This window comes from Paenibacillus sp. J22R56, assembly GCF_056269375.1.
This window is the reverse complement of the sequence record NZ_JBWDNV010000011.1, coordinates 1-19930: the sequence shown is the minus strand read 5'-3', so window position 1 is coordinate 19930 and position 19930 is coordinate 1. Positions and strand designations below refer to the sequence as shown.

Genomic DNA, 19930 nt, shown 5'->3' with positions numbered 1-19930 from the left:
CTCCATTACTTTTTGTAAGGCTGTTTCCGTCCAATCCCTGAATAGATTACTTTTCCGTCATCTCCCCACTCCTCCGTATACCTTAACGATGTCGCGCATCGTTAAGACCTCTTCCCATACACAATTTCACCTTCTTAACGATGTCGCACTTCGTTAAGCTCATTCCCCTGATTGTGGGAACACACAAAAAAGCTGCCCCAGTTAATGAGGCAGTCGATGATATTGAAGCTGTATGTCATGTAAGTTACTTCGCATTCCGCTCATACCAGTAACCTGGAATGCCGCGTTCCATCCGCATTAATGCTTCCAAATAGTAATAATCTCCCCAGATCATATAGTCATCCAGGCCGTTGTTGCCCCTGACATGATAAGAGCCATGCTTGAGCAAGCCCTCAGCTTCTTCACCAATCGTTGCGTACTTGCTCACAAGTGAGTGCATCGTTTGATCCAGTCCCTGCTTAATCCAGCTGCGATCGGCATCGTCTTCGGGTAGAAGGTCAAGCAGCTCCAGCATCCCGCAGGCTGTGATCGCCGATGCCGAACTGTCACGACTAGTATCCGCTGCAATTGTTACATTGAAGTCCCAATAAGCGATATAGTCTTCCGGTAGATGCTCAAGGAAATATTTTAGCAACCGTTTGGACGTTCGCAGGAAGGCGGGATCCTTCGTGTAACGGTAAGAGAGTGCAAAGCCATAGATGCCCCATGCCTGTCCTCGTGTCCAGGTCGAACCATCCGTATAACCTTGATGGGTACCTCCGCCAAGCGGCTCACCTGTCACTGGATTGAAATAAAAAGTATGATAAGAAGAATCATCGCCACGCACCAGATAACGTCTGGACTGCTCAGCCTGTTTGTAAGCAGCTTCTGCATATCTCGGCTGCCCTGTCACTTCAGAAGCCCAATATAACAAAGGCAGGTTCAATAAACAGTCAATAATGATTCGGCCGCCATTCGTCTCATCATTCTCCGGTCCCCAAGCTTGCAAGTAGCCGCCTTGCTCACGCCATCTGCCGAGTAAATGATCCGCAGCCTGCAGAGCAAGCTCACGAGCACTGTCGTCCTTCTCCACAATCCATCCTGCTAATGCAGACAGCCCGTACAAAAATCCGATATCGTGATGCTCCAAGCATACTTTCTCTTTCAAACGTCGTTGAAAATCCGCAATCTGCTGCTTCGCTTGTACTTGGAAAAAGGCATCTTGACTATATTCATAGCTCAGCCACGTAAGCCCGGTATGAAACCCTTCAATCCAGTCTTCATTCTCGGACCACGCGTAACGCTTCTCATTCGTAATATGTGGAAAAGCACCTTGATGCTGCTCCAAATTCCGGCGAATTTTGCCGATTGCGTCTTCTATTGCATCACGCCACATTGCTGCCATCCTCTCCTACCTGCTGAGATCAAACTTATCCTGTGTGCGGTCTAACCAGCTTTGCAGTTCTTCTTCTAAAGCCAATAGCAGCTCCGTTTGCGGAAGTCCTTTTATGATAAGAGGATCGAGCTGATACGGATCTCTCTCATGATCATACAAGATGCGCTGCACGTCATCGCCTGGTGCGTATCCTTGATGAACGACATAGGTATACTGCCTTGTTCGAATTCCACGCCATCCAAATCTCCGATTGTCCAAGCCCTCGGCGGCATAGCTCTCAATCACATCTTTTCTTCCTGGAAAAGCACTAAGAAAGGCAGAAGAAATCTCTGTATGACTCCTTCCGAGAATATCTCCGGATAAATCTAGTCCCTCAACGGCAGAAGGTACAGAAAGCCCTGCAAGTCCTAGCAAAGTAGGCATAATATCAACACTATTAAATAACAGCTCCGTACTACCCTGCCTGATCATGCCTTTCCAGTTCATCAAGCAAGGGATACCAATGGATTCCTCATGCCAGGAATGCTTCGCCATTAAACCGTGTGAGCCCATCAGCTCACCATGATCGGAAGAAAGGACAATTAATGTATTCTCCGAAAGCCCAAGCTTCTGAACCTCCTGCCAAATACGGCCGAACTGCTCATCCATGCCTGTCACCGCTGCAAAGTAATCCCGTGTATAACGAAGCAATGCCTCATCCCCGCTTTCAAACGGTTCACCTGTGTGCGCTGCAAGCTGCTCCGAGCTTACATTCGGACGCAGATTCAGCTTCTGCCCACTGTACATCTCCTTGTACCGATCAGGTACAAGCTCGAAAGGACAATGAGGCGGATTCCATGAGATAAACAATGCAAACGGATCCTTGCTGCCGTCGCTTCCTTTTGTCCGGATAAAGTCCAGTGCCACATCGGTCTCATGTTCCAAAGACCACTGGTCGACCTTTATCATATTTGGTGTGTCTCTCCAATAATGAGGCTTTAAGTGATGATCATATGCACCGTAGGAATACCAGAAATCAAAGCCATGCCGCTTCGCTCCTGGCGGCGTATAGGCATCCCACTCCCGTGCACCGGATTCCGGTTCCGGACAGCTATTCTGCTCAGGTAGGTCCAAATGCCATTTGCCGATATATCCGGTTTGATAGCCCGCGCCCTTTAGAACATCGCCAATACACACTTCATCTGGGCTCAGCATGACATCCGCGCCATTCTTACAGTTCGTGTAGACACCAGTCGTTTGCGGATACCTGCCTGTCATAAGCGCTGCTCGGTGCGGTGAGCATAGCGGTGTACAAGAGAGTGCATGTTGAAACACCAGACTCTCTTGTGCGAATCGGTCGATATTGGGAGTGATGACCGGATCCTCGCCCATAAAGCCGACAGCCTGCTTCCTCCATTGATCCGCAAATATATAAATGATATTTGGCTTCATCCTTTTACTCACCCTTTAACCGCCCCTGCGGAAATACCCTCTACAAAATGATCCTGGGCAAAAAAGTAAATGAGAATGGTGGGAATAATGGCGCACACCGCTGCAGCCATTAACGGGCCATACTCCGTCGCATGCTCGGATTGGAAATGCTGCATGCCGAGCTGGAGCGTAAATAACACATCCGAATTCAAGTAGATTAACGGGCCAAGGAAATCGTTCCAGGAATGCATAAAGGTGAAAATCGTAAGGCTCGCGATCGCTGGCCGGATAAGCGGCATGATGATGCGCATATAAACCCCAAACTCACTAAGACCATCAATTCGAGCAGCCTCTGACAATTCTTCCGGAATGGACATAAAGAACTGCCTGAACAGGAATACACCAAATGGATTAAAAGCCCCTAATAAAATCAACGCCCAATGCGAATCGATTAAGCCGATTTTGTCAATTAAGACGAACTGTGGAATCATCATGACCTGATAAGGTACCATCATCGTTGCTACATATAAGAAGAACAGCTTATCCCGTTCTGGAAACTTCACTTTCGCAAATGCATAGGCGGCAGTCGAGCAAGTAATGATTTGCAACAATGTGGTAAACACAGCAATCTTGATCGTATTCAGGTAATAGGTGAAAAAGGGGAGCTCCGTCCATACCTTGCTGTAATTCGACCAGAAGAAGTGGCTCGGGATCCACTGAATCGGGAAGCTGAATATTTCCGCCTCCGACTTCACCGAAGCGGAAACCATCCAGAGAAAAGGAAGAACCATGGACAAGGCGACAACGGACACGACCACATATAACACCGTTTTTCTAACCCATTCTCCAAGCTGTGGACGTCTTTTTATCGTCATCATCATCTGACTTGCTTCTATTCGCGTACTCATACTGGCTTCTCCTCTCTCACATCCCGTTAGGAATAGTTCACCCAACGTTTTTGTCCTCTAAATTGAATCAGTGTAATGACAAGGATGATCGCGAACAGGACGTAGGCCATCGCAGAAGCATAGCCATATTCGTAGCGCTGAAAGGCCGTTTCATAAATATCGTACACAAGCATATGTGTTGAACGACCTGGTCCTCCTCTAGTCAGAACAAACACCAGATCGAACACTTTAAACGAATTGATAATGCCCATAATAACCGTGAAGAAAATAACAGGTGACAGCATCGGCAATGTAATGTTGCGGAACTGTGAAACCTTGCCTGCGCCATCGATTTCCGCCGCTTCATAAAGATCCTTTGGAATCCCCTGCAAGCCCGCCAAATACAGCACCATGTAATAACCGATTGAGTGCCAGATACTAACGACAATGACGGAGAACAGCGCCCACTCGGTAGATGCAAGCCAGGTTGGCGGATTATCAATCCCCAGACTTCTTAGAAATCCGTTGAGCGGTCCCATGGTTGGGTTATAGATGAGCTGCCACACGACAGCTACAGCAATAGTGGCCGTAATATGCGGCAAGAAAATTGCCGTTCGAAATATCTTAACGCCCTTCAGTCCTTTATTGAGGGCGACTGCTGCCAAGATTGCAAGGATTAACGTAGCCGGAACGGACACGGCCGTCATAATCAAACTGTTAAGCAAGGAGATCCGAAACGTTTCATCGCTCCATAAGCGAGTATAATTCGATAATCCGGCAAATTTAATCTCACCAAATCCGTTCCATTCCGTAAAGCTGATCAAGAAGGATGCACAGACGGGAAAGCAAATGAAAATCAGAAAACCAAGAATATTGGGAAGCAAGAATGTATACCCAGTCAAACGATTACGCCGTAACGCTTTACTCTTCATATGCTTCACCTCTTTCGAAGCAGCTGGGCTTCACTTTTATTCCATGAAGCCCGCCCTCTGTTCTGTCGTTACTCTATTTGCCTGCCTTGTAATCATTGGCATATTTCTCTGCCCATTCGGAGGCTACGCGCTCACCGATCTTATCAATCGCTTGATCAACCGTTTCCGCACCGGTTAAGGCTAGTTCTCCTTCTTGCATATAAACGCTTTGCACCAGAATGTTTTTTACACCCGGCAAGAGCGGATATTCCGGATACTCTTTTTGTTCTACAAAATAGTGAATATTTTTAGGTTTCAAGCTTCCATCGCCAATGTAAGTCTTGCGAATATCATCGTTCATATAACCGGTGAGGAAGCCTTTTGCCGCAAACTGCTTCGCACCTTTTGCACCGCTCATGAATTCAATTACTTTGAAAGCTTCTTCTTTATGCTTGGACTTGCTGTTCACCATGAGAGAAACTGGGGTTGCCAAGCTTGTATTAGCAGCTACGCCATCTGGATGTGGAACCGGTACAACGTCCCAATCAAAATTGATCTTCTTCTCAGCTTCTGCTTGTCTTAGCTGTGCGACATGCCAGTCCCCGATCAGATTCATCGCCACATTCCCCTTTTGGAACGCGGAATTGTAATGAGCGGAGGTCGTAATTTGTTCCGCCCATCCCATCATGGAGCCGTCTTTCTCCATATCCAATCGGAATTGAAGACCCGCCTTAAACGTGCTCAAGTCTTTATCAATAATCGAAGCGCCGGTCTGAACACCTTGCATATACCACGTTTGTGCCCAAGGCTGCAGGAACGCACCATAAATTTTATCGGCACCTTCGCCTTTGGTCATTTTCTTGGCCAAATCACGGAACTCATTCCAGGTCATATCATCACTCGGATATGGGACGCCAGCCTGGTCAAACAGATTTTTGTTGTAGTACAGCATCCAGTTGGATTTCCGGTAGGGAAGTCCATATACTTTGCCATTCACTTTCAGGGAATCATACAAAGGACCGTAGCCAGAGACGTCCACACCGGCATTTTTAATCGAATCGTCCAGTGGTTCCAAGACACCCGTGTCCAAGAATACATCCATGTTACCGCCAAACAAATCAATATCATTTCCGGATGAGAGCTGCATGCGAAGCTTTTCATAATACTGCTTCTGTGGGATCGTCTCGAATTCTACTTTGATATTTGGATTTTCTTTACTAAACTCAGCATAAGCCGTTTTGAACGTTTCCAAATCATCTGGAAGTACGGTTGCTTTCAAGTGAACCGGAGTCGCTTCCCCGCCCGAAGACGTCGTGTTTTTCTCTCCTGCCGTACCCCCATTAGAGCCACATCCAGCCAGCAATCCCACCAACAATGAGCCTGTCATCGCAAGTTTTAAACTTTTTTTCATTGACACTCACCCTTTTTTTGATATGATTTGTGTGCGTTTTCTTAATTTGAATATTACGTAAATGCTAGGCAGGCCGATAGATGAATGTTTTATACCCCCACTTTGCTACAGGATGAGGAAGTGACCTTATGCTATTTGTTATATTAGTGCTGCTCATTTTTACTATTTTGTTCACGTATCGGAAGCTGAATAATGCCTCAACCCGCTTCATGTATGGGATCATTATCGGCTGGGTGCTTTCTTTCGTAGCATTCACCTTGTACCTCAGTAAATTCAATTACTACTTCAATGTCATTCACGGCTTCTTTGATTTCAGTCCCGGCACCTGGAATTATCTCGTGTTAACCAAATTTAACCCGGATTGGCTTATTCGCATGCTGAATACCGGTGTTGGACTTTTCTACTGCTCTCTGCTTGGCTTCGCCATCGCCTTTACCCAAAGCCTTAACACTTGGAGGAGGTTTGGCTATGGGTGTATCCTGCTCTTCTTTATCATCGAGACGATCTACTATGATCCTACTTTTCATATCGCTCTAAGTAACCAGATTGATAGCCAGCTATTCTTTCATGCTATGGAATTCCTATTAAAAAGCGTTCGATATCTCATTCTTTTTGTTGCTTTTGGCCTGTTGCTCAATTATTATTTGAATTATCCGAAAATTAGATTTATCAAAAACTTAACACTCTATCATGTACTTCTCTTTATTCCACTCGTCGTTATCCATCTCTTTATATTCTCATGGGCTCCGAAAGTATTGGTGAGAGAAACCTATTTGAAAGGATATTTCAACTATTTACAGCCTCCTCTTGGCTATCAATCCATCCTTCTTCCTGTGTTTCCATACGCCATTTATCTGACCTTGTTTCTGATGATTTACCTGGTTTACAAGTTTAACTCGATTGAGAATTACCGTAAAAACCGCGATATTCAAATCAATAAGAGTATTGATACAGCCACTCTTGGTACACGTGCTTTTACACATGCCCTCAAGAATCATCTCATTGGTATTCAATCTGAGGCAGCCTATCTCAAGGAACGTCATCAGGCTGACAACGAATCCATATATAGTCTGGACCTCATCTTGAAGTCGTCAGAGTCAGCGCTCAATAGTATTAACGAGGCCGCTGATAAATTAAAAAATATCAACCTGAATCTGCAGCCCCTATCGATCGACCTTCCTGTCCAACAGGCGGTTGCCCGGCTTAACGAGCTGAATGTCCGCTGCCAAGTCGACGTTATATCAAGCTCATCCTCTGCTAATGGCTATATCGATTCCAGTCATTTGAACGAAGCGATCTATAACCTGCTTCTTAATGCCAGCGAATCCTTACAATTCCGGGATGACGGGCGAATTGTTGTCGAACGCAGCCAGCAGAACGGCTGGGCGCTCATCCGGATTTCCGATAACGGACCCGGCGTCGCAGAGGAGCATTTGGAGGCGATCTTTGATCCTTTTTTCACCACCAAAGCTTCGGTTAATAACTGGGGAATTGGCTTGTCCTACTGTCATAAGATCATCCTTGGGCATGATGGCAAGATTGTAGTAGACAGTAAACAAGACGTTGGAACGACCTTTACGGTGTTCTTGCCGATGATTTAAAGCCATAGACGAAAGGGGCTCGTACAATGACACAACAACCGATTCGTATTCTCATCGCCGATGACATGGAACCCCATCTTCGAAGGCTGGAACGAACATTCGCTGGACATGCTGATTTCTCCTGTGTGGCGCGCGCTTCCTCCGGTCATGATGCGGTCATTCAAGCAGCGCTGCATCAACCTGACGTGATTCTCATGGATATCGAGATGGAGTCTCAATTTGCGGGTATTCAAGCCGCGAAAGTGATTAACGACAAATATCCGCTCATGAAAATTATCGTCCTCACGGTTCACAAGGATGAGAATTTCATCTTTGCAGCCTTCCAGACCGGCATTATCGACTATTTGTTAAAAAACGCTGCTGACATCGAAGTTATGGAAGCCGTACGCTCCGCCTACATAAATGCCTCCCCCATCCGCCCGATGATTGCCGAGAAAATTCGGGAAGAATTTGCACGTGTGAAACGAGCGGAGAACAGCCTGATTAATATTATCCAGATCATTTCCGAGCTGACACCAAGCGAATTGCAGGTGCTTCGTCTGCTGTGCGAAGGCAAGAAGCGGAAGCAAATTGCCGAAGAGCGCTGCGTCGAATACGAAACAATCAAGAAGCAAATCAATTCTATTTTGAAAAAATTCCAAATGCCCGATTCAGCGATGGTGATCCAAACGATTAACGGCCTTCGTATATTCGAGGTAATGAAGAAGCTATAACTAAAACAAGCTGATGGCGGTCCATAAACCGTCATCAGCTTCTGTTATCTTTATAAGGCCTGCAAACGCTTGAAGCCCTCTTTGAAATTCTCATGCGTCCACTTGATATGGTCCTGATTCTCATATTTGCGGTAGGCGCATTCAATCACGAATATGAGATCCATATAGAAATCATACAGCACCCGTCTTCTCTGCTCAGCTTCGGTTAGACCGTTGATGCCGTATCCAGCGTAAAAAGCGTTCGACCACTCCTGCGTAAGCCGGCCAAAATAATATTCACATAACGGATCGCCCCAGAATGCCCGCTCGAAATCGATAAGGCCGGAGATAGCTCCATCCTTCACAAATATATTACCATCCCACAAATCCCAATGGACTAAGGAGGCTTCCTTTACATCCGTCAGAAGCCCACTTGCCCGAGCGATCTCCTTCTCGATCTCCTCATACGATACAGGTAAAGCGACATTGGCGTCCTTCCCATCAGCTAACACATCCTCCAGCATGCCACCGAACACTTCCGCCCAACTATCGCTTCTCCGCCCATCAGGTTGAAGCGAGCCAAAAAAGCTGTTCCTATAGTCATTAATTGTCCGGCTGTAGCCGCCAAGCTGGCGTACGATAACCTCCCGCTCTTCCGGTGTAAGGGAGTCTCTTATTTGATTTAATGCGGTTCCTTCTACAAATTCCATGAAGAAATACTCTGCCTGGATCAGCTCACATGTTGAATCATACGTATAAATTCGAGGGATCGGCAGAACCGGATTGTCAGCGGCAAGTCTCATCGACTCTACCTCTGTCTTCATAATGTTTTTCTCATAGCGCATCATTAGTTTATCCTTGGAAGGGGCAATCTTCAGAACGGTCTTCCGGCCATCCTCCAGCATGATGGAGTAAGCCATATTAGCCCAGCCGTCCGTAAGCTCACTTGCCGAGCGAAAGCCCTGTCCAAAAGCCTCATGTACAATCTTTCCGATCTCTTGGTTGCTAAGCCTGTACTTATTCGCATTTTCCATATCTGCAGAATAGCCTCCGGTCCTTGGATTTGATATTACCGGTGAACCTTGTATACGCCTGCTTTGCTTAAACGGCGAATAAGCTGAACTTCTTCTACTGTTAGTGCTGGAGTTTCCGCTGCAGCAATATTCTGCAGAAGCTGTTCACGGGAGCTAGCTCCCGGAATCGCCACCGCAATAGCCGGATGGCTAAGCGAGTAGCGGATGGCAAGCTGGGAGAGACTTCTCTCTGTGCTCGTCAACTGCTGCAGCTGCTCACGGAGATGAAGCAGCTCGTCCAGCTCATAATCCGGCACAGCTTTGGACGGCTGTCTATTCGCCGCTAGAGCACCACTCGCAACTGGCCCTCGCGCAATAACACTAATCCCTTTCTCCTCCAAGAGCGGAAGAATCGTCTCTTCTGCACGTCGGTCTACGATACTATAAGGATTCATCACGCTGACCATAGAGGAGCGAGCAGCATATTCCCGAATCACATTTGGACGAATCGACGATATGCCATATTCCCGAATAATGCCCTCCTGTTTTAACTGCTCGAACGCTTCGATCGTCTCCTCGATCGGATCCTCAATCGTTCCACCATGAAGCTGGTACAGATCAATATAGTCTGTGCCTAGTCTGCGAAGGCTTTCTTTTACGGCTGATAAAATATATTGTTTCGACGGATCCCATGTCCATCCTTCTTGACCAGGAATTCTCCGGTTGCCAACCTTCGTCGCGAGCACAACCTGATCACGCCGTCCACGGATCGCTTTGCCTACCAGCTCTTCATTAAGCCCGCTGTCATACAAATCTGAAGTATCCAGCAGGTTAACCCCACGCTCCAATGCTTCATGGATAAGGGCAGTGGCCTTCTGTTCATCGGTTCCAAGCGACATGCAGCCCAGACCAATTTCTCCAACGAGCAGCTTTGAGCTGCCTAACTGATTTTGTTTCATTCGGATCTCACTCCTTTATTGTGTAGCTGCAAACGCCAAGGCTTGCAGCCTTCAAGACTATACTTGCAGCTTAAGATTGTTTACTTTCTTCTTGATCTTCCAGCAGCCATATCCTAACAAGGCAAACAGTCCAAGATAGAGGATCATCAGCGGAATACCTATCGTCCAGAGCCCCTCTGTAAAGAAAGTATTCAGATTAACCATGTTCAAAATCATGATAAAGAGATTGACGAACAACATAGCGCTTATAACTCCCAGCAGCCTTTTATAGAGCATAATTAAAGATTCACGGTCTGTATATAGCTGAGGCTCTTCACCCGGCTGCCACTCCCTTCGGAAGTAATGCCAGGTCAATCCGAATGAACTGACATATTCCCAGCCTGCATCTTGATACAGATCAAGATACTCCTGAAATTTCCCGTTTTCCCGAGACTGTCCGGTCTGATAATCCATCCTATACGTATACCGAACCGATTCATCACGAACGAATGAGCTGCTTATGAGTCCGCCTTTTTTAAAATGTAATCCTTGGCTCGACAACTCATTCATCCATTGCTCTCCCTTCTCATAATTCCAGGCCATAATCAGCCGATGACGCTTTACCAGCTTTTCACTCAACTGCCTCACCCCTTCTTCGTAATCAGAGCCTGACGCCCTACGTCCAGAAGCTCTTCCAGCCTTGCGACTTCCGCAGACACAACCTGCCTGCCATTCTCCGTAATGGCATACATCTTACGCCGGGTATCCGTTCCCTCAGGTACAGGATAAAGTTCAATCAACCCTTTATTGAGCAAGGTATTGAGCGCTGTGTATAAAGTGCCGGCACCAATCTTGACCCGTCCGTTACTCATTTTCTCGGTATCCTGCATAATCCCATATCCATGCGAAGGCTCCGTATATAGAACAATTAAGATATAATAAAAAGCTTCCGTCAGCGGCAGCATCTCTTTCACATCGTTCAGTCTTTTCCTCTCCCCTCTAATATATCGACATACGATACATCTTATGGCTATATATTACATCTCGATATATCGAGTGTCAATGTAGTTTTGGTATTTTTTTCTTTTTGCATGTAAAAAAGGACATGTTGGAATTTCCAACATGCCCTTTGATTTGGACTTTTACTGAATGGGAATATAGACCGTCATACTAATTTTCTCCGGAGTGGAATTCATCACATCCGTTACCTCAAAGTCTGGTCCTTCTCCACGCTCATAATTGCTGTTAGGCAGCCAGGTGCCATAAATGTACTTCCATGTATTTTGCCCAAGCTCAGGCATACTGCTGTTTCGAACCAGCAGGAAGCTCGATGCAAGCAAAGCCCTCTTCCACTTCTGCAAATGCTGTGACCTCCTCGCCAATAAGGAAGGAAAAAACACCATCCTCATGGAAGGAGTGGGAAATACCATAGGCAAAGGCCGGCCGGGCTTTGTTTGGGATACGCATAAAATATTCATTGCTGCCAAAATGCCCGTAAAATCCCGGAATCTCCTCAAAATACAATTCGTTATTTAAATTCGTTGTGTAGTTATACCCGATAATACGAATGGCAGGAAGCTCTACTATGTCCGGTTTGTACATATTCAGCCCTCCTCGAATATTGGCTGTTAGAGCAATGAAGTCGATTGGATGCTGGGAAACAAGTGGTTGCTGCCGTTTACGATACTTAGCTGGTGTTACGCCAAAAAAACTACTGAAAGCACGAGTGAATGCCTCCTGTGAGCCGTATTGATAAGACACTGCGATGTCTAGTACTTTTTTCTTGGTAACCAGAAGCTCCGCAGCAGCGACGCTTAACCTTCTCTTCCGAATGTATTTTTGAACTGTAAATCCAGAAATGGCGTGAAAGAGCCTTTGAAAATGATAGACCGAAAACCCCGCTTCCATGGCAATAGCCTCTAAGCTAAGCGGCTCCTGCAACTGCTCTTCCATAAACATGATGACTTGTTGGACTCTCGTATAATGTTCCATTGGAATTCAGTTACCCAGCTCCTTCGTTTACATTTGCAGTTATCTTATCATTGAAGTGGCTTGCTATATTTGATCAGGAATGCTTTCCTGGCATCCAATCATATTCCATCAGCCTCGCTGTCTTTAAGGCCCGCTCCTCGCCATGAAGCTTGCCAATTACATACAAGGACATATCTATACCGGCTGATACACCCGCAGACATAATGATCTTGCCGTTATCTACATACTTCACGTTATCCAGAATCTCTGCCGATGCAGGTACAACCTCTCTTAATTCCTCGATAGCTAGATGATAGGTGGTGAGCTTCATCCCTTCCAATACGACAGCTTTAGCAAGTAGTAAGGCCCCCGTACATACGGACAATATAATCTCAGCTTCATCTGCGCAATCGTGGATCCATTCTGTCAGTACTCTGTTGTTCATTTCTTGCCGAACACCACGGCCGCCGGGGATGAGGATAATATCGGGTTTCGGGCAGTCATGAATGGTATACGCAGGGTTCACGCTGAGATTACCTAATGCTGTGATCGGATGGTTATGCTCGGCTACCGTGTAAACATGGAAATCCTGTCCGTAATTACTGCCCGTAATAAACACTTCGTACGGTCCCGTAAAATCCAATATCTCTACATTGTCATAGATCAGAATCGCTACATTCCTCTTCTTCTGCACCTGTTCCATCCCCTCATCCTCCTAAAAATAAATTAAATTAAAAAGAGTATTTGTCCCACGGGAACAAACTCTTCCCAGTGAACAAATACTCTGCCCAGGCGTACGGCTGATGACATATGTGCTCCCTCGTGGTTATCCACGTTTACGCCAGTCGCACATACCAGTTATTTACTTATTATACTATTCCGAACATCGGCCGGAAGCAAGAGTGGATTTGAAACAATTAACGGCAGTATATCGTCTATAAAACTGGAATGTTTTGTAAGTCTAGTATTCATTGAAGGAAGTGTAGCCATGAAGCTAAAAAGATGGCATAAAATAATCGCTGGGCTGCTGCTGTTACTCCTTATTGCCGGGGTACTAGAATACAAGGGGATCATCTGGCATAACAGCTTGTTCGCAGCCAAATATGATGTGAGAGGAATCGATGTCTCCCACTATCAGGGGGAAATAGATTGGAAGAAGGTCGCTGACAGTGGAAAGTGGCAATTTGTTTATATCAAAGCTACCGAAGGAAAAGATATGACTGACAGCCATTTCAGGTCTAATTGGGAGCAGGCCAAGAGCAATGGCATGCTCATTGGTGCTTATCATTTTTTCACCACTCAAAGTACCGGTGCTCAGCAAGCTGCACATTTTATTGATGAGGTTCCTAATGAGGCTGCCAACCTCCCCCCAGTCATCGATATTGAGATTAGTCTGGATAAAGATGCTCCACTCATCCAAAGTGAGCTAACCACCCTAGCAGATCAACTAGAGCAGCATTACAAGCAGAAGCCCATTCTGTATGTCACCTACGATACTTTTAACAGCTACATTGCAGGAAGCTTCGAGGATTACGAAATCTGGATCAGAGATATTGTGAAGCATCCGTCCCTGAAGGACGACCGGGCTTGGACCTTCTGGCAATTTAATAATCGCGGAAGAATCTCCGGTATCGATGCCTATGTGGATATTAACGTATTCCATGGGGATGAAACAGCTTTTGCTGCGAAGTTCAAGAAATAAGATACGATAAGACCCTCACAGGGTCTTATCGTATCTTATTTCAGGCAGTAATCACCCAATAAGACCCTTAGAGGGTCTTATTACATCTCCGAGTGCTCACGAAAGCATAGTTGTCTCCCCCATATTTAGCAAATAAGACCCTCACAGGGTCTTATCGTTACTAATTTTAGGCAGTAATCACCCAATAAGACCCTCAGAGGGTCTTATTGGACCGCAGCCAGTCTTACAGTCGTCCAAAAGGCTGCTGTTAAACTAGTCAGAGGACAATGCTTCCTCAATAGCCAGTTCCAAATCGGTCGGCTGTGTCGTTGGCTCAAATCGGCCGACCACTTGTCCCTCTCGGTTAATGAGAAACTTGGAGAAGTTCCACTTTACGCCATCGCCGTCATATAAGTCCGGATGATTCTGCTGGAGAAAATCTTTCATCCACATCTCAGCAGCATTATCCGGATCATATCCTTGGAAAGGTGCCTGCTCCGTAAGATATTGAAAAAGTGGATGGACATTTTGTCCACGGAGCTCTACCTTTTCAAATAACGAGAAGGTTACTCCAACATTGCGCCGGCAATGCTCCTCTACTTCCGTATTGCTGCCGGGCTCTTTGTCATTGAACTGATTGCACGGGAAGCCCAGTATCTCTAAGCCATGCATCCAATATTTTTCATACAGCTGCTGAAGACCATCGAACTGCTTGGCATATCCGCATTGGCTTGCTGTATTAACGATTAGAAGAACCCTGCCACTGAAAGCAGACAGATGAATAGGCTCTCCAGTAATCTCATTAACTTGAAAGTCATAGATGGACTTGTTCATCTTATTCCTCTCCCTTGTTTTATATTTAATCCATCATATAACCCAGAATCCTATTTGAATAATATATAAAAACAATAATCTTAATAGGCATTTCCAATAATGTATTTACTGGAAAAAGGACTTAAAATAGGTCCATTTTCTCCAGCAGCCCTGCGGCCTCTTTCAGGATCATTCGATCACGCATTAGCATAAAAAAATTGCCATAATCATCAGCGTTGCTGTTGTTAGCAGTCTTATCCATAACTTCAATTGCCTATCCGATTGTCAGCCATTGAACGGACATTCCGAGCTGCTCTTCAGCATCCGTTAGGGCCGTTTGTTCTGTGCTTCAAAAAAGCTTCCTCTGGTGACTCACCTTCCTCTATGCCGCCACCTGGAAGTTTATAAAGATCCAATTCAGCCATATACATCATGGCAACCTTTCCATTGTGATTAACGAGCACCCCTCGCGAAGCGTATCGAGATACTGTACCGATATACGCTGGGGCTCCTCCCAAAATATCACTGTCGGTTAATCTGCTATTTAACGTCATCATTAATCCCCTTTACCTGTGCCATTACCAGAGGAGCGCCGGCACCTGGTTTGGGCAGGATATTCCCTTCGCTTTTATAGGTATCAAATCTCTTCACTAAATTCAAATAAGCCTCTTCCCGGTCATTGCCAAACCCACTCATCCAATGCCAACCCTTGATACTTGCTTCCCAAGGTAATATCGCTGCATTTAATCCCTTTAATAATTCCGTGTCTACATGTTGCTTTCTGTATTCAATGGAATAGTCATTCAATGACCAGTTTTTCTCACGGGCACGTCTCTTCCTAAGTAGAAACTGAATTCCTATCACTATCGCTGTAAAGCTAAGAGGAAGTAGGAGGTTTTCAATCACCTTTTTTAAACTAAAATCCATAATAAACAAATATAAACCGTAACCACCAACTATCAGAAATAATTCAGTTAATAACCACTTCATCATCTTACTTAATTTTTTGAGCCTCTTAAAATTTAATAAGGTAAGATAAATGGCCACTAAAAGGATCGTTATGATCATGAGCATTCAAGAAACTCCTCTCTGCTACGAACCCATTAACATCTCGTCCAACTGCTCATGATGCTTCGCAATCCAGATCATCTCCTCAGCAAAACGTGCCGGAATCCGATGATGATTATCCATCTCCGCGGTAATCCACCATTTGCTTTCCAAATACCAGAGTAACCGAATGATATCCGCTAAATGATTAATCTCAAAACCTGCAGTCTCTTGATAACCTTGCAGAAAAGCTTTGGTCTTACCCAAATCCAGCCGCCCTTCCAGGAATGCCCCGGATAGAATGGCACGGGCTATGTCAAAGTCCAGATAGTCAAAGTTCAGCCGATCAAAATCAAGGACAGCCGATACGGTTTCCTCACGGAATAACAGATTATCCATCCATAAATCCCGATGTGCCCAGCCTTGCCGGCAGGCTTGCTGAAGCGCAGGCAGATCCAACGATTGAGTCATTTTTTTCTGCAGCTCCATAATCGGAACAACGTGGGGTTTATTCATCTGAACAGCTTGCTCAATCACATCATCCCAATGCGCAAGTCTTGCCTCCACTGCATGCGGCATGAAATCCGGTTCACTCTTGCCTGGCAGTGTACCATCATTGAGGTGATGATGAAGCTGGCCAATAATTCGCCCCAGACTATACATATGAGAACGATTCGCCATACCTGGCGCAATCCCACTGCCATCGCAATATTGCATCAGAATATAACGTTCGCCGGATTCATCGGTATGTAGAATTTCTCCCTCCCATTCAAGAAGCATAGGCGAAGGAAACATCAGCTGTGACAGCCTGTGCTGCTGAGTCAGAGCTATACGTAAAGTGTCCACACTCTTAAATCGGTTGGTGTGATACTTCTTCAGCACATATTTTCCTTTACTCGTATGCAGAATCCACTTTTTATTTAACCATCCTAATTTAATCGGCTCAGCCGCATGAATCTGAAAATCAAACTGCTTCTCACAGCGTGCAAATAGATCCGCGTATTCTATCATTTGAATCCCGCTCCCCCATAAATATCTATAATTAAAATATCCATAGCCTATTTCTATTAATTAGATTAATATATAAACGTTATAAATGTAAGATTTTTCATATGCAGTCACTTTCAAGGGGGTTACTATGCTTCAAGCTTATTGGTATATAACGAAAATGAAGCTCCTTACCAATCTGACCTACCGATTCGAAGTATTCACTTCCGTGGCGACAAACCTCATTCTTACGCTGGCATCCGTCTTCTTATGGCAGACCGCCTACAAAGGCAGCTCCGGCACCGCCCAGTCGCTTACCCTGCAGGATATAACAACCTACACCATTCTCTCGATTACTATTTCTACCATCTTTGTATGTGATGTACAGAACACCATCTATTACAAAATACGGGAAGGACAGATCGTCACGGACTTCTACCGACCGATCCCCCTTCTTGCCTGTTATCTGGCTGAGGATATCGGAGAGATGTTCAGCTCTTTATTAAACCGAGCCCTTCCGCTAATTGTATTCGCTTCCATCTTCTTTGGCATCCCTTGGCCCGCTTCCATCCAAGACTTTCTCCTCTTCCTCCCAAGCTGCCTGCTAAGCTACGCCATACTTTGGCTTCTCAGTGCACTCGTTGGATTGATCGCATTCTGGGTCATGGAGCTTGGCAACATGGGGAATGTGAAAGACAGCATCGTCCGCGTATTATCCGGCAGTATCGTGCCGTTATGGTTTTTCCCGGACACTGTTCAGACGATCTCGAAGTTCCTGCCTTTTCAATACACCTATCAGACTCCACTTGGCATTTATATTGGCAATACCAGTACTGCCGATGCCTTCACCGCCATGGCTGTACAAGCGGTATGGGTTGGACTGCTCTTCCTCGTCCTTGCAGCCGGATGGTCCCGCACGAAGAAAAAAACCTTAATCCAAGGAGGATGATGAAGCCCATATGGTGTCCTCATTCAAACATTATGTATCCGTCGCTTCCTGCTGGGCACGGCTAGCCATCCAACGCCAATTGGAATACCCGCTCTTCCTGTTCAGCTGGCTTCTGATGATTCCTATTCAATATTTCTCCGGCATCTGGATGCTCAAAATCATCGTTGACCGCTTCCAGGCGCTTAACGGCTGGGACTTCCCACAGCTCACCTTCCTTTATGGACTAGGGCTGATCAGCCATGGCATCTTTGTTGTCTTCTTCATTAATACTTGGAGTATGGACCATATGGTCATTAACGGCGGCTTCGACCGTCTCCTGCTTCGCCCGATGAACGTCTTCTTCCAGCTGGTAGCCAGCTATGTGAACTTTATTGGTCTTATTGACTGCATTCCTGGCGTTATTATTTTCCTCTATGGCTGTGAAATTGCCGGCTTCGAATGGTCTCTCGTCAATATCGGCAAGCTCATTCTTGTATTGATCGGAGGTATTCTAATCCGTGCTGCCTTGTTCACAAGCCTTGGTACAATTGCGTTCTGGACGAAACGAAACGGCTCAATGGTTGGCTTCGCCCTTACCATGCTGGAGCGTGCCACCATGTATCCGCTCAGCATGTACCCTTACTTCCTGCAAGCTCTGTTTACATTCATCATCCCCATCGGATTCATCAGCTTCTATCCTGCTGCCGAGTTTCTTGGTACAGACAATGGTGGACTTGAGCTCCCACTGAGCTTTGCTCTATGGACGCCGTTAGTGGGGATCATCTCCTTCTTGATTGCGAGTGGTATTTTCAGATTCGGAATGAAAAATTACGAGAGCGCAGGCTCTTAAGACTTGGGGGCAATGACGAGAATGGATGCTGTTATTGAAGTAAATGATCTCGTGAAAGAATATATCATCGTGAAGAAAGAAAGCGGGCTGCGCGGCTCGCTCAAGAGTCTTCTCTTCCCTAAGAAAACGAAATTTAACGGTGTAAATGGGATAAGCTTCTCTATCTCTCCTGGCGAAATCGTTGGCTACATTGGTCCAAACGGTGCAGGCAAAAGCACCACGATTAAGATGCTGACCGGCATTCTCCATCCAACCGCTGGGTCCATAAAGGTATGCGGTATTTCCCCGCAGGCGGACCGAAAAGCTGTTGTCCGCAAGCTTGGCGTCGTATTTGGACAGCGGACTCAGCTTTATTGGGATTTGCGGCTTGGCGAATCGTTTGAGCTGCTGCGGAGAATCTACCAGATCAATCAGGCGGAATATGAGCAGAATCTCACAATATTGACGGATGTGCTGAAGCTGCAAGATTTTATCAATACACCGGTGCGCCAGCTTTCCCTTGGTCAACGTATGCGTGGTGATATCGCGGCTGCCATGCTCCACTCTCCATCCGTACTGTTCCTAGATGAACCTACGATTGGACTAGATGCGGATGCGAAGCTCGCTATTCGTAATTTTATTAAGGAGATTAATCGTACGCGTGGGGTAACCGTTATTCTAACTACCCATGATCTCGATGATGTCGAACAGCTCTGCAGCCGGATTATCGTCGTGAATAACGGAAAAATCGTAGAGGACGGCCCCATCGAGTCCATCATTCATAAGTTAACGCCTCACCGCATGCTTGTTGTGGAGCTTCAGAAGCCTTGCGCTGATCTGTCCACCCCTAACGCCATCGTGATCAAACAAGAGGGGCTCAAGATCTGGTACCAATTCGAGAAGGAAGCCATCTCCGCCTCCGAGCTGATCGCCGCCTTATCGCAGAAGCTCCCGATACAAGATATAAGCGTAAAAGAACCAAACGTTGAAGACGCGATTAGGGAAGTGTATAAGACTACGGCTTCGGGGTAGAGTTAAAGCAGCAAACTTTCTGCAAAGAAGCTACATCGTAAGAATAAACTCTGCTTCTCCAGAATCATTCGAAATGCTCCGTTTGAGGTTTAACCCGTATTCTTAAATGGTAAAAAACAAGTAAAAAAAGCGGCTGTGCAGGGTTTAAGCCCACACAGCCGCTTTGCGTAGAAATGCTTTTACAACGACAAGAAAATCCCAATTATATTTTGAACCAAGCATTCAAATACCCACAGTTGAGAAACGTCAGCAGCCGGTCAATACTGACCGGCTGCCGCACTGTTTTTATTGAGCTATCGTTCCCCGTCCCTCGGTTTTAAGGGTTTATCTCACATATACTCACTCATTCGCAGGATTTCAACACCTTAGATCAGATCAATCTTAGGATAGAGAACAGATGAACC

Annotated in this window: 19 protein-coding genes, 1 pseudogene and 1 riboswitch; of the genes and pseudogenes, 6 read left to right on the top strand and 14 right to left on the bottom strand. The window is 45.9% G+C overall.

Features of this window, described 5'->3' with window-relative positions; translation table 11 throughout:
• Positions 1-244 precede the first annotated feature (244 nt).
• The 5 genes from AC0YNT_RS24740 to AC0YNT_RS24720 form a co-directional block, all read right to left on the bottom strand.
• A complete protein-coding gene (locus AC0YNT_RS24740; protein ID WP_475807234.1) occupies positions 245-1375 on the bottom strand; it encodes a glycoside hydrolase family 88 protein in 1131 nt (376 codons plus the stop codon).
• Positions 1376-1390: 15 nt separating this feature from the next.
• Positions 1391-2806 (bottom strand): sulfatase family protein, encoded by a 1416-nt coding sequence (locus AC0YNT_RS24735; protein ID WP_475806994.1) that lies wholly within the window; start codon positions 2804-2806, stop codon positions 1391-1393.
• A gap of 8 nt (positions 2807-2814) precedes the next feature.
• Positions 2815-3693, bottom strand: coding sequence for a carbohydrate ABC transporter permease (locus AC0YNT_RS24730; protein ID WP_475806993.1), 879 nt, complete (start codon positions 3691-3693; stop codon positions 2815-2817).
• A 26-nt stretch (positions 3694-3719) separates the two neighbouring features.
• Positions 3720-4604 carry a carbohydrate ABC transporter permease gene (locus AC0YNT_RS24725; protein ID WP_091188261.1) on the bottom strand — a complete coding sequence of 295 codons (885 nt, stop codon included), beginning with the start codon at positions 4602-4604 and terminating at the stop codon, positions 3720-3722.
• A gap of 73 nt (positions 4605-4677) precedes the next feature.
• Complete coding sequence (locus tag AC0YNT_RS24720; RefSeq protein ID WP_475806992.1) at positions 4678-5994, bottom strand: ABC transporter substrate-binding protein; 1317 nt, start codon at positions 5992-5994, stop codon at positions 4678-4680.
• A gap of 128 nt (positions 5995-6122) precedes the next feature.
• On the opposite strand from AC0YNT_RS24720, the gene AC0YNT_RS24715 reads away from it, so the two are divergent.
• Both AC0YNT_RS24715 and AC0YNT_RS24710 read left to right on the top strand, forming a co-directional pair.
• Positions 6123-7595, top strand: a complete 1473-nt coding sequence (locus AC0YNT_RS24715) for a sensor histidine kinase (protein ID WP_475806991.1) — start codon at positions 6123-6125, stop codon at positions 7593-7595.
• A 26-nt stretch (positions 7596-7621) separates the two neighbouring features.
• Positions 7622-8308: a response regulator transcription factor gene (locus AC0YNT_RS24710; protein ID WP_475806990.1), complete on the top strand. Its 687-nt coding sequence runs from the start codon at positions 7622-7624 to the stop codon at positions 8306-8308.
• A gap of 50 nt (positions 8309-8358) precedes the next feature.
• Here AC0YNT_RS24710 and AC0YNT_RS24705 read toward each other — a convergent pair whose 3' ends face one another.
• The 6 genes and pseudogenes from AC0YNT_RS24705 to AC0YNT_RS24680 form a co-directional block, all read right to left on the bottom strand.
• Entirely contained in the window at positions 8359-9321 is a 963-nt protein-coding gene (locus AC0YNT_RS24705; RefSeq protein WP_475806989.1) for a phosphotransferase family protein, read from the bottom strand.
• Positions 9322-9356: 35 nt separating this feature from the next.
• Positions 9357-10259, bottom strand: coding sequence for an aldo/keto reductase (locus AC0YNT_RS24700; protein WP_475806988.1), 903 nt, complete (start codon positions 10257-10259; stop codon positions 9357-9359).
• A gap of 57 nt (positions 10260-10316) precedes the next feature.
• Entirely contained in the window at positions 10317-10877 is a 561-nt protein-coding gene (locus AC0YNT_RS24695) for a DUF2812 domain-containing protein (RefSeq protein ID WP_475806987.1), read from the bottom strand.
• Between the two features lie 5 nt (positions 10878-10882).
• A complete protein-coding gene (locus AC0YNT_RS24690) occupies positions 10883-11203 on the bottom strand; it encodes a PadR family transcriptional regulator (protein WP_441894365.1) in 321 nt (106 codons plus the stop codon).
• 177 nt (positions 11204-11380) lie between these two features.
• Positions 11381-12230: pseudogene (locus tag AC0YNT_RS24685) on the bottom strand (effector binding domain-containing protein).
• A 73-nt stretch (positions 12231-12303) separates the two neighbouring features.
• Positions 12304-12912 (bottom strand): DJ-1/PfpI family protein, encoded by a 609-nt coding sequence (locus AC0YNT_RS24680; RefSeq protein ID WP_475806986.1) that lies wholly within the window; start codon positions 12910-12912, stop codon positions 12304-12306.
• Positions 12913-12988: 76 nt separating this feature from the next.
• Positions 12989-13068: riboswitch (ZMP/ZTP riboswitch) on the bottom strand.
• Between the two features lie 129 nt (positions 13069-13197).
• Between AC0YNT_RS24680 and AC0YNT_RS24675 the strand changes: the two genes are divergently transcribed.
• Positions 13198-13911: a glycoside hydrolase family 25 protein gene (locus AC0YNT_RS24675; RefSeq protein WP_475806985.1), complete on the top strand. Its 714-nt coding sequence runs from the start codon at positions 13198-13200 to the stop codon at positions 13909-13911.
• A gap of 252 nt (positions 13912-14163) precedes the next feature.
• On the opposite strand, the gene AC0YNT_RS24670 is transcribed toward AC0YNT_RS24675, so the two are convergent.
• The 3 genes from AC0YNT_RS24670 to AC0YNT_RS24660 form a co-directional block, all read right to left on the bottom strand.
• Complete coding sequence (locus AC0YNT_RS24670) at positions 14164-14724, bottom strand: glutathione peroxidase (protein WP_167278633.1); 561 nt, start codon at positions 14722-14724, stop codon at positions 14164-14166.
• A gap of 519 nt (positions 14725-15243) precedes the next feature.
• Positions 15244-15777 carry a hypothetical protein gene (locus AC0YNT_RS24665; protein ID WP_475806984.1) on the bottom strand — a complete coding sequence of 178 codons (534 nt, stop codon included), beginning with the start codon at positions 15775-15777 and terminating at the stop codon, positions 15244-15246.
• A gap of 18 nt (positions 15778-15795) precedes the next feature.
• Positions 15796-16761: a phosphotransferase gene (locus AC0YNT_RS24660; protein ID WP_475806983.1), complete on the bottom strand. Its 966-nt coding sequence runs from the start codon at positions 16759-16761 to the stop codon at positions 15796-15798.
• 127 nt (positions 16762-16888) lie between these two features.
• On the opposite strand from AC0YNT_RS24660, the gene AC0YNT_RS24655 reads away from it, so the two are divergent.
• Genes AC0YNT_RS24655 through AC0YNT_RS24645 form a run of 3 tightly spaced genes read left to right on the top strand, consistent with a single transcriptional unit; the run spans position 16889 to position 19526 of the window.
• Positions 16889-17686, top strand: coding sequence for an ABC transporter permease (locus tag AC0YNT_RS24655; RefSeq protein ID WP_475806982.1), 798 nt, complete (start codon positions 16889-16891; stop codon positions 17684-17686).
• Positions 17687-17696: 10 nt separating this feature from the next.
• Entirely contained in the window at positions 17697-18515 is an 819-nt protein-coding gene (locus tag AC0YNT_RS24650; protein ID WP_475806981.1) for an ABC transporter permease, read from the top strand.
• Between the two features lie 21 nt (positions 18516-18536).
• Positions 18537-19526 carry an ABC transporter ATP-binding protein gene (locus tag AC0YNT_RS24645; protein ID WP_475806980.1) on the top strand — a complete coding sequence of 330 codons (990 nt, stop codon included), beginning with the start codon at positions 18537-18539 and terminating at the stop codon, positions 19524-19526.
• Positions 19527-19930: the final 404 nt, after the last annotated feature.